Source organism: Gemmiger formicilis (assembly GCF_024462815.1).
Taxonomy (GTDB): Bacteria; Bacillota; Clostridia; order Oscillospirales; family Ruminococcaceae; genus Gemmiger.
The window spans coordinates 167,730-174,881 of the sequence record NZ_JANGCG010000005.1; the positions used below are offsets into that span (position 1 = coordinate 167,730).

The window sequence follows — 7,152 nt, forward strand, 5'->3', positions numbered from 1 at the left end:
GAAAACCTCATTGCGATGTATTTTTTGCAATGAGGTTTTTTGTTTTTTTTAGTGTTTGATTTTCAGAATAATTTTAGCAGCATATCGTCTGCCGCATCGGTGTACTGCCCTTTTCCTAGACGCTCGTTCCTCAGCCTGTTTATAGTGATTCGCATAAGGTGAATTTCTTCTACAGAGAAACTTGCTCTTTTATCGGCTGGGAGAGCATTGATTTTCAGTATTAGCTTTCCAACTTCTTGCGTGCCATGCCCAAGCGCCCTTTGCTGGTAGTAATAAGGTGCAAGTGCTTTCAGCAGGATACTTTTGTTTGCGCGTGTCAGCTTGATTTTTCTCGTCATAATCCAATCGCCTTTCCAAGTTTTTCTTGCGCTTTGCGCTTGTTCTTGTCGAATGCATGGGCGTAAATATCCAGCGTTGTACTTGCCTGTGCATGACCCAATAGACTAGCCACCGTGCGTACATCCACGCCCTGCGCAATCAGCAGGCTGGCATTGGTGTGGCGCAAGCTATGCACATTCAAATCCAGCGGCAGATTATTTGCTTTCAGAATCAGTTTAAATCTATATGTGAATGTACTGGGGCACATAGGCTTTCCGTTAGGTTGACGGAATAAGTAGTCATCCTCGTCCACAGTTTCGTTCGCGGTCTGCTGCCTATCCCACTCACACTCTTTCCGCCACGCCTTGAGCAGTTGGCACATCTCTTTGCTCAGATATACCATTCTGTCGCCGCTAGAAGTTTTAGGGTCTTTTGTAATAGATTCCTGATGGCTCAACTTCACGACTCCGCGTTGTACGTGAATCGTCCGTTTGCGCCAGTTAATGTCACTCCACTTTAATCCACATGCTTCACCCCTGCGCAGTCCGGTTGCCAGCACCAGCTTGAAATAGGTTTCGTACTTCATACTCTGACCTTCAAACGCTGTAATCAGCTTTTTGACGGTTTCCTCGTCAGCCACCGGGCGCTCTTTCTTCTGCCCTTTCGGCTTGTAACACCGCCATGCGGGATTGTGGGTCAAATAACCCTCGTCCACAGCCGCCGACAGGATGCCGCACAGCGTATTGTGCAAGCCCTCGACCGATTTTTCGGATAGATTTCCTCTGCCGTCCAGACGCGGTGTGTACCGCATTTCTTCGTAAAAATCACGGATAACCTCTTTACGCAAATCGGTCAACTTGTAGTTGCCCAGTGCTGGCAAGATTCTGCGAATATCCTGTTCATCGCGTCGGAATGTGGAGTCAGCCAGCTTCTTCGGTCCAACATCAGCCGCCCAATGCTCAATGTACTTTGCCAGTGTAATGCTGCGGTTGATGGGTTCCGGCGTATGCTGAACCTCGCGTTCGAATAGAATTGCCTGTTCTTTTACCCATTTCTCTGCCTGTTTGAGTGTGTACTCCTTGGGCGGCTTGACCGTTTTCTGCACGGATTTCAGCCTGTTGCCCTCGTAGTCATACCCACGAGATACCACAATCAAGTAACTGTTACTGCCGCGTTTTCTGATAGATGCCATTGTTTTCAACGCTCCTTTGTATGTTTTATTGACCTCTGGTACTACAAAGCATACCGACAACTGCGACAGAAAGCTATCACCACACCCAACAATCTTTTGCCCCAAAATCTACCTATTACTGACAAAAACGGCACCGCCATTTCTGACGGTGCCGCTGCTTATTTACCCTGCTTTCTTGGCTTTTCTATTCTTATTTTTCATAAATGCAACATAGCACGGATTTTGCTTGTTCAGCAAATCTTGCATCAGCTTTGCGGCCTGCTGTTTCGCCACGTCCTGCGGGTGGCAGTAAGTTCGTTCCAAGAATGCCGTATCCGCATGACCCAGCAGGGATGCCGTCACTTGTTTGCTGGTGCCTTCCTGCAGCAGATAGGTGGCGTAGAAATGCCGCAGGGTGTGCAGGTGGTATTCCTCAGACAATCCGCATTGCTTATACAGCTTGCGCAGATGCCGTGTAAAAGAATCCGGGTGCGGCACATGACCGTCGGGGTCAGTAAAAATTGGCTGTTCTCTATCCGGAACACCGCTATGCAGCACCTGCTGCTGTCGCAGCGCCATCAGAAGCTCCCATATCCCCAGCGGAATGGTTACAACCCGTTCCCGAGGGGTACACTCTAATAGGACGATAAATCTAAACGACCAAAAGTAAAAGCCCAACGGTAGAAAGGTGGTGGAGATAATAGCAAGGTATTCAAAAATAACAGCGCTGTATGAACGATTATCGCGCGATGATGACCTGTCGGGAGAGTCAAATTCCATCACCAATCAGAAGAAATACTTGGAAGATTACGCTCAGAAAAACGGATATACAAACATTCGCCACTTCACCGATGATGGCTATTCCGGGGTGAACTTCAATCGACCCGGCTTCCAAGCAATGATAAGTGAAATCGAAGCTGGCAATGTGGAAACCCTTATCGTCAAGGACATGAGCCGCTTAGGACGAAACTATTTGCAGGTCGGCTTTTATACGGAAATCCTATTCCCGCAGAAAAAAGTCCACTTCCTCGCAATCAACAACAGCATCGACAGCGACAAGACTTCAGACAACGACTTCGCTCCGTTCTTGAACATTATGAATGAATGGTATGCCAAGGATACAAGCAATAAAATTCGTTCTGTTTTCGATGCTCGTATGAAAGACGGCAAGCGTTGCAGCGGTTCAATTCCCTACGGGTATAACCGTGTTCCGTCTGATAAGCAAGCGCTTGTCGTTGATCCTGTTGCTGCCGAGGTTGTAAAGCGTATCTTTTTACTTGCCAACGAGGGCAAAAGTACGCGAGCAATCGCGGAAAAGCTGACGGAAGAAAAGATTCTGATTCCATCTGCCTACGCAAAGGAATACCACCCGGAGCAGTACAATGGGCAGAAGTATTCCAATCCCAACCTGTGGGGAATGTCTACGGTTAGGGGCATATTGGAAAGACAAGAATATCTCGGACACACGGTTCTGCGTAAAACGGTAGGCACGAATTTCAAACTGCATAAGCGGAAAAGCACAGCCCAAGACGAACAGTATGTGTTCCAAAACACGCACGAGCCTATCATATCGAAGGAATTGTGGGATAGCGTACATAGGCGCAGAAAGCGTGTGCAGCGGGCTTCGGCTTGGGGCAGTCACACCAACCGATTGAGTGGTTATCTGTACTGCGCCGACTGCGGCAGACGGCTGACGCTTCAGACGCATTACAGTAAAAGGGACGGTTCTGTGCAGTATTCCTATCGCTGCGGTGGATATGCAAGCAGAGTAAATAGCTGCACGGCACATTCTATCAGCGCTGACAATGTTGAAGCGTTGGTATTATCTTCCGTAAAGCGCTTTTCCCGGTTTGTTTTGCAGGACGAGAACGCCTTTGCAGCTGAATTGCAATCGCTGTGGATTGAAAGGCTGAAAACAGAGCCGAAAAATCAGCAATCTGAATTGCAACGCTGCCAGAAACGGTATGACGAATTGTCTAACCTTGTCCGCGGGCTGTATGAAAATCTGATGTTTGGCTTGCTATCTGAAAGACAGTACAGGCAGCTTATGAAGCAGTACGATGTCGAGCAGACAGAACTCGAAACCAAAATGGACGCAATCAAAAGCGCTCTTGCGGAGGAAAGAGAGAAATCCGGGGATATTAAGCAGTTTATAGCGCTGATCCGTAAGTGCAAAAATCCTACGGAGATCTCCGATTTGATGTTCTATGAACTCATAGACAAAATCGTGGTTTATGAAGCGGAGGGCGTTAGCCGGGCAAGAACCCAAAAGGTTGATATTTACTTCAACTATGTTGGGCAGGTCAACATCGACTACACGCCGGAGGAAGTTGCTGAGATACAGGCACAGGAAGCACAGACAGCGGCTGAACGGTTGCAAAAGCAGCGCGCAAGGGAAAAAGCCTGCCGGGAGAAGCGCAAGGCTGAAAGGCTTGCAGCAAACGGCGGTGAGTTTGTAAAAAAGCAGGTTTGCCCCCAATGCGGCAAGATATTTATACCAGCCAGCAGTCACCAAACCTTTTGTTCAGAGGGCTGCTGCTACCAAGCACGGCAGGATCAGAAGCAAGCCGAACGCGAAGCCGAGCGCGGGCAGCATTATTACCGCCAACGCATTTGCGCTATGTGCGGCAGCACCTACTGGCCCGAAAGCAGTCGGTCAAAGTTTTGTTCTGATGCTTGCCGGAAAAAGAACCACAATAAAGTAACCTTGGAAGCCTATCACAAGAAAAGGGTAAAGGAGCAGACGCTATGAAAAAGCACATCACCAGTGAACACGCAGACCTGAAATGGGAACGGTTACGGCTGCAATATCTCCGAAAATGCCGGAGAACGCTGTACACAGAACTGCTGGCTACCGATAAGCTGAACGAACATCTTGGGGAAATCAACGAGCAAGCGGATTCTATGTTTTCCCAACTTGTAAAGCAGCTTGTCGAGCAGCAAGGCATAACGGAAGCGCTGAAAGCCGAAAATCAGTTGCTTTGGGTGCAGCAGATGAACAATGTGCAGAATGTGGCTTCCGAGATTGTGCTGAATGAGTTAATCTACTGCTGAAAGAATGGTTGGGGTATCAATGTTTTCTCGTTTAAGAAACAACATCGTTGTACTGTGGATTGTACGCCTACTTGCGTTGCCAGTGATTGCGCTGCTGTATGCGGCAGGATTTGTACTTAATCTTCTGTATGGTATCTGCGGTAGTATTGGTATGGTTCTTGCCGGGCTGGGCGGCTTTGCGGCTTTCCTCGCGCTGCTGGATGGCAGCTATGCACAGGCGGCAGCTTCGGCACTTGTGGCGCTGCTGCTATGCCCATTTGCAGCACCGATGCTGCTATCGCTGGCAGGAAGTGCCTTGATTGTCGCTGCAGCAGCATTATTTGCTTGGCTATTCTGAAAACAGAATATAACGATGAACTGCTGTCGGCTGCACAGCGGTTTTCCTTTTTCAGATGGCATTCAAGAAGTCATAAAGTCGGGATAGTAATGGAAGAGGTAATGCGTTAAGAATAGTGACCGACAATATTTTGAGCGCTACTTGTGGTTTTATGGAGAATCTGCTATAATATCTATGTATATTTGTGAAGAATGGGATTGGTATTCTTTTCTTACTAAAATTACGGAAGGAGGGCTTGACAATGATGCTCAAAGGCGCGAAAATGGCTCGGCTCGGCTCGGCTCGGCTCGGCTCGGCTCGGCTCGGCTCGGCAGGAGCATAGCGCCGTTTTTTCGGCGTGTCAAGTCTTATTTCATACAATTTATAACGAATCAATTGCCGGAGACAGGGCGCATTGCGCCTTGGCTTCGGCTTTTTGCGTTTGCCGGAAGGATGGTGGTTTAATATTGAAGTCCTAACTACGACCGGCAAATCAATCTTTTCCGGTTAAACCTTCTGCCTTCTCCGGTGTGTCCGCTGTCGGAGAAAGCAAATAGCGGCTAGAATTATTTTGGAGGAATGAAAATGAAGAAGAAACTTCTAAGCCTTCTGCTTGCGTTGTGCCTTGTGATGGCACTTGTTCCCATAACAGCATTTGCGGCAGACACCATGGACACTTGGGATGGAACAGCCGATACAAGCTGGTATGATGAGAATAAAACGGAATTTCATCTGCAAACAGCCGAGCAGTTGGCAGGCATGGCAAAGCTCGTCAATGATAATACAGCAAATTTTAAGGACAAAACTGTTTATCTTGATAATGACTTGGATTTAGGCGGGCATGAATGGATCTCTATCGGTAACGGAGCCAATACGGCTTGGGGATCATTTCAGGGGATTTTTGACGGACAAAGCCATGTAGTTTATAACCTGTATTCTCATGAGGGCCTAAAATCTGAAAACAAAGACAATAACAATAACTTGTATAGAAATGGTTTGTTCGGTGCTATCTACAATGCAACTGTGCAAAATCTCGGCATTGAAAATGCGGATATCGTGATACCGATGAATGATACCTCCACCTACGGAAAAGGCATTTTGGTGGACTGGATGACCGATTCCACTATTAAAAACTGTTATACTACCGGTTCCATTACCGGCGGTTCTTATATAGAAAAATTCATAGGTGGTATTGCAGGATTTTTAAATGGGAACAACAGTATCAGCCAGTGTTATTCTACCGCTGCAATTACGGGTAACTATGACGGCGAGTACTATGCAGAACAAGAAGGCGGGTTAGAGCCTATGGATTGCTGGGATTCGCTGGGTGGCATTGTCGGAGCCTCGTATACGGGACAGGTGACAATAAGCGACTGTTGGTTTGGTGGAGAAATCGTTGTAAACTCCATTCAGGCTCCCGTTGGCGGTATTATTGGCTTTGGCCAAGGTGTGAGCATGGTCAACTGTCTTGTCGCTACGAAGGGAATCGGCAACGACGGCTTGGAAAACACTTGCTGGTTGGGGTATGTCGTAAATACCGATGCAAAGAATTGTTTCTGGCCTGCTGATGACAGATATGGTTCAAATGTTTCTAATGAACAAAGCGGCAACTCAGCCGGAACCGCTACCAACGACTTTAACTCTGACGATGTTCTCGTAGGACTTCAGGCAAATGCAGGAAGCGATGTAGAGTGGGTATCCGGGATTGGACATCCGACTTTTGTGTGGGATGCCAATAACATTCCCGCTGATTACACAGCTGTCGATGCAGCCATCGGCAAGGTAAACGCTCTGAACAAGGATGAGTACAAAGACTTCACTGCGGTAGAAGCTGCCGTCAATGCTGTTGTCCGTGGCAAGAACATCACTAAACAGAGCGAAGTTGATGCAATGGCGAAAGCTATCGAAGATGCCATTGCTGCCCTGCAATACAAGGATGCCGACTACACCAAGGTCGATGCAGCCATCGCCAAGGCAAATGCACTGAACAAGGACAACTACAAGGACTTCTCCGCTGTGGAAGCCGCCGTCAATGCCGTTGCCCGTGGCAAGAACATCACCCAGCAGGCAGAGGTAGACGCAATGGCAAAGGCTATTGAAGACGCCCTTTCTGCCCTGCAATACAAGGATGCCGACTACACCAAGGTCGATGCAGCCATTGCCAAGGCGAATGCCCTGAAAAAGAATGACTACAAAGACTTCTCCGGCGTAGAATGCGCAATCAGAGCAGTTGCACGCGGCAAGAACATCACCCAGCAGGCAGAGGTAGACGCAATGGCAAAGGCTATTGAAG

General features: G+C 48.0%; 6 protein-coding genes and 1 pseudogene. 4 read left to right on the plus strand and 3 right to left on the minus strand.

Going from position 1 to position 7,152, the window contains the following annotated elements; all coding sequences use genetic code 11:
* Positions 1–62: 62 nt before the first annotated feature.
* The 3 genes from NE623_RS06555 to NE623_RS06565 form a co-directional block, all read right to left on the minus strand.
* Positions 63–338 (minus strand): hypothetical protein, encoded by a 276-nt coding sequence (locus tag NE623_RS06555; RefSeq protein WP_256271843.1) that lies wholly within the window; start codon positions 336–338, stop codon positions 63–65.
* Complete coding sequence (locus NE623_RS06560; RefSeq protein ID WP_256271842.1) at positions 335–1,510, minus strand: tyrosine-type recombinase/integrase; 1,176 nt, start codon at positions 1,508–1,510, stop codon at positions 335–337. Before NE623_RS06560 ends, NE623_RS06555 begins: the two co-directional genes overlap by 4 nt.
* Before the next feature lie 162 nt (positions 1,511–1,672).
* A complete protein-coding gene (locus NE623_RS06565; protein ID WP_256271841.1) occupies positions 1,673–2,269 on the minus strand; it encodes a tyrosine-type recombinase/integrase in 597 nt (198 codons plus the stop codon).
* On the opposite strand from NE623_RS06565, the gene NE623_RS06570 reads away from it, so the two are divergent.
* The 4 genes and pseudogenes from NE623_RS06570 to NE623_RS06585 all read left to right on the plus strand — a co-directional run.
* Positions 2,181–4,241, plus strand: coding sequence for a recombinase family protein (locus NE623_RS06570; RefSeq protein ID WP_442490233.1), 2,061 nt, complete (start codon positions 2,181–2,183; stop codon positions 4,239–4,241). The two genes, NE623_RS06565 and NE623_RS06570, sit on opposite strands and share 89 nt — an antisense overlap.
* Complete coding sequence (locus tag NE623_RS06575; protein WP_256271840.1) at positions 4,238–4,543, plus strand: TnpV protein; 306 nt, start codon at positions 4,238–4,240, stop codon at positions 4,541–4,543. The genes NE623_RS06570 and NE623_RS06575 overlap by 4 nt, the downstream gene beginning before the upstream one ends.
* A 19-nt stretch (positions 4,544–4,562) precedes the next feature.
* The gene (locus tag NE623_RS06580) at positions 4,563–4,880 is read left to right on the plus strand and encodes a hypothetical protein (RefSeq protein ID WP_256271839.1); all 318 of its coding nucleotides are present in this window, start codon (positions 4,563–4,565) and stop codon (positions 4,878–4,880) included.
* A gap of 564 nt (positions 4,881–5,444) precedes the next feature.
* Positions 5,445–7,152 (plus strand): annotated as a pseudogene (locus NE623_RS06585) (hypothetical protein); the annotation flags it as partial.

Coding starts and splice junctions, on each gene's coding strand:
- NE623_RS06555 (WP_256271843.1), bottom strand. CDS start 338: ATGACGAGAAAAATCAAGCTGACACGCGCAAACAAAAGTATCCTGCTG.
- NE623_RS06560 (WP_256271842.1), bottom strand. CDS start 1,510: ATGGCATCTATCAGAAAACGCGGCAGTAACAGTTACTTGATTGTGGTA.
- NE623_RS06565 (WP_256271841.1), bottom strand. CDS start 2,269: ATGGAATTTGACTCTCCCGACAGGTCATCATCGCGCGATAATCGTTCA.
- NE623_RS06575 (WP_256271840.1), top strand. CDS start 4,238: ATGAAAAAGCACATCACCAGTGAACACGCAGACCTGAAATGGGAACGG.
- NE623_RS06580 (WP_256271839.1), top strand. CDS start 4,563: ATGTTTTCTCGTTTAAGAAACAACATCGTTGTACTGTGGATTGTACGC.